The sequence below is a fragment of the Neisseria sp. Marseille-Q1983 genome (assembly GCF_018224585.1).
Taxonomy (GTDB): Bacteria; Pseudomonadota; Gammaproteobacteria; order Burkholderiales; family Neisseriaceae; genus Neisseria; species Neisseria polysaccharea.
The window spans coordinates 1-2789 of the sequence record NZ_JAGTUI010000083.1 but is presented as its reverse complement, the minus strand read 5'-3'; the positions used below and the strand labels follow the sequence as shown (position 1 = coordinate 2789).

Annotated in this window: 4 protein-coding genes; all 4 read left to right on the top strand. The window is 54.1% G+C overall.

Annotation, left to right across the window (positions count from 1 at the left end; all coding sequences use genetic code 11):
• The first annotated feature begins 202 nt into the window (after nt 1-202).
• Complete coding sequence (gene dusB / locus KEM39_RS11030; RefSeq protein WP_052177157.1) at nt 203-1213, top strand: tRNA dihydrouridine synthase DusB; 1011 nt, start codon at nt 203-205, stop codon at nt 1211-1213.
• A 29-nt stretch (nt 1214-1242) separates the two neighbouring features.
• The gene (locus tag KEM39_RS11025; protein ID WP_002213092.1) at nt 1243-1482 is read left to right on the top strand and encodes a Fis family transcriptional regulator; all 240 of its coding nucleotides are present in this window, start codon (nt 1243-1245) and stop codon (nt 1480-1482) included.
• A 2-nt stretch (nt 1483-1484) separates the two neighbouring features.
• Nucleotides 1485-2021, top strand: a complete 537-nt coding sequence (gene ruvC, locus KEM39_RS11020; RefSeq protein ID WP_042744655.1) for a crossover junction endodeoxyribonuclease RuvC — start codon at nt 1485-1487, stop codon at nt 2019-2021.
• A 50-nt stretch (nt 2022-2071) separates the two neighbouring features.
• Nucleotides 2072-2789, top strand: a 718-nt coding sequence (locus KEM39_RS11015) for a lipid A biosynthesis lauroyl acyltransferase (RefSeq protein WP_211710041.1), incomplete at its 3' end; no start/stop codon positions are given.

The window sequence follows — 2789 nt, the reverse complement described above, 5'->3', positions numbered from 1 at the left end:
CTCTTTGAGCTAAGGCGAGGCAACGCCGTACTGGTTTTTGTTAATCCACTATAAACTGCCTTCCTGTGAGTGGCGGGGCAGGGAATCTGTGTGCGGATTATGCCATAAAACGGTGTCTGCCCCAATCGCGGGTGCAGGCAGAGATTGGAAATTTTGCTTAAAAAATGTACAATGTCGCACTTTTTTGGAACGCGGACCCATTATGCACATCGGCGGCTATTTTATCGACAACCCCATCGCACTTGCGCCGATGGCGGGCATTACCGACAAGCCGTTCCGCCGCCTTTGCCGGGCGTTTGGCGCAGGTTGGGCGGTGTGCGAAATGCTGACCAGCGATCCGACGTTGAGAAATACCAAAAAGACCCTGCACCGCAGCGATTTTACCGATGAAGGCGGCATCGTTGCCGTGCAGATTGCCGGCAGCGATCCGCAGCAGATGGCTGATGCCGCGCGTTACAACGTCAGCCTCGGGGCGCAGCTTATCGACATCAATATGGGCTGTCCCGCCAAGAAAGTGTGCAACGTCCAAGCCGGTAGCGCGCTGATGCAGAACGAGCCGCTGGTTGCCGCCATTTTGGAGGCGGTGGTCAAAGCGGCGGGCGTACCCGTTACCCTCAAAACCCGTTTGGGCTGGCACGACGACCACAAAAACCTGCCCGTTATCGCCAAAATCGCCGAAGATTGCGGTATCGCCGCCCTTGCCGTCCACGGACGCACGCGCACGCAAATGTACAAAGGCGAAGCGTGTTACGAACTCATCGCCGAAACCAAATGCCGTCTGAACATCCCGGTCTGGGTCAACGGCGACATTACTTCGCCGCAAAAAGCCCAAGCCGTCCTCAAACAAACCGCCGCCGACGGCATTATGATAGGGCGCGGCGCGCAAGGCAGGCCGTGGTTCTTCCGCGATTTGAAACATTATGCCGAACACGGTGTTTTGCCGCCTGCCTTGAGTTTGGCAGAATGCGCCGCCGCTATTTTGAACCACATCCGCGCCATACACGCGTTTTACGGCGATAGTGCAGGCGTACGCATCGCACGCAAACACATAGGCTGGTACATCGACGAAATGCCCGACGGCGAACAGACACGTCGTGAAATCAACTACTTGGACAGTGCGGCGGCGCAATACGACATGCTTGCAGGTTATCTTGAAAAACTTGCCGAAAAAACCGACCGTTGGGCGTGCGCCTACCGCCCAAATGCCTTCTGAACACTTGATTATCCTTTGAAAGTGCAATCATGCCCCATACCCTTCCCGATATTTCCCAATGCATCAGACAAAATTTAGAACAATATTTCAAAGACCTGAACGGTACCGAACCTTGCGGCGTGTACGATATGGTATTGCATCAGGTGGAAAAGCCGCTGCTGGTGTGCGTGATGGAGCAATGCGGCGGTAATCAGTCCAAAGCCTCCGTCATGTTGGGACTGAACCGCAATACCTTGCGTAAAAAACTGATTCAACACGGTTTGTTGTGAATATGTCGGCAACCGTCCGTATCTTGGGCATTGACCCGGGCAGCCGCGTAACGGGTTTCGGCATCATCGATGTCAGGGGACGCGATCATTTTTACGTCGCCTCCGGCTGCATCAAAACGCCTGCCGATGCGCCTCTGGCAGACAGGATTGCCGTGATTGTGCGGCACATCGGCGAAGTCGTTGCCGTTTACAAGCCGCAGCAGGCGGCGGTGGAGCAGGTGTTCGTCAACGTCAATCCTGCATCGACGCTGATGCTCGGTCAGGCTAGGGGCGCGGCATTGGCGGCATTGGTCAGTCATGGTTTGCCCGTTTCGGAATACACGGCCTTGCAGGTCAAACAGGCGGTAGTCGGCAAAGGCAAGGCGGCGAAAGAACAGGTGCAGCATATGGTGGTGCAGATGCTGGGGCTTTCGGGAACGCCGCAGGCGGATGCGGCGGACGGTTTGGCGGTGGCCTTGACCCATGCCTTGCGCAACCATGGGCTTGCCGCCAAACTCAATCCTTCGGGGATGCAGGTCAAGCGCGGAAGGTTTCAATAGTTTCAGACGGCATTTGTATTTTGCCGTCTGAAAAGAAAATGTGTATCGAGATGAAATTTATATTTTTTGTACTGTATGTTTTGCAGTTTCTGCCGTTTGCGCTGCTGCACAAGATTGCCGACCTGACGGGTTTGCTTGCCTACCTTCTGGTCAAACCGCGCCGCCGTATCGGCGAAATCAATTTGGCAAAATGTTTTCCCGAATGGAGTGAGGAAAAGCGTAAAACCGTGTTGAAACAGCATTTCAAACACATGGCGAAGTTGATGTTGGAATACGGTTTATATTGGTACGCGCCTGCCGGGCGTTTGAAATCGCTGGTGCGCTACCGCAATAAGCATTATTTGGACGACGCGCTGGCGGCGGGGGAAAAAGTCATCATCCTGTACCCGCACTTTACCGCGTTCGAGATGGCGGTGTACGCGCTTAATCAGGATATCCCGCTGATCAGTATGTATTCCCATCAAAAAAACAAGATATTGGACGAACAGATTTTGAAAGGCCGAAACCGCTATCACAACGTTTTCCTCATCGGGCGAACTGAAGGGCTACGTGCCCTCGTCAAACAGTTCCGCAAAAGCAGCGCGCCGTTTCTGTATCTGCCCGATCAGGATTTCGGACGCAACGATTCGGTTTTTGTGGATTTTTTCGGTATTCAGACGGCAACGATTACCGGATTGAGCCGCATTGCCGCGCTTGCAAATGCAAAAGTGATCCCCGCCATTCCCGTCCGCGAGGCAGACAATACAGTTACACTGCATTTCTACCCGG

Bases quoted from the DNA above. Each gene is read 5' to 3' on its own strand.
- dusB (WP_052177157.1), top strand. From the start codon at position 203: ATGCACATCGGCGGCTATTTTATCGACAACCCCATCGCACTTGCGCCG.
- KEM39_RS11025 (WP_002213092.1), top strand. From the start codon at position 1,243: ATGCCCCATACCCTTCCCGATATTTCCCAATGCATCAGACAAAATTTA.
- ruvC (WP_042744655.1), top strand. From the start codon at position 1,485: ATGTCGGCAACCGTCCGTATCTTGGGCATTGACCCGGGCAGCCGCGTA.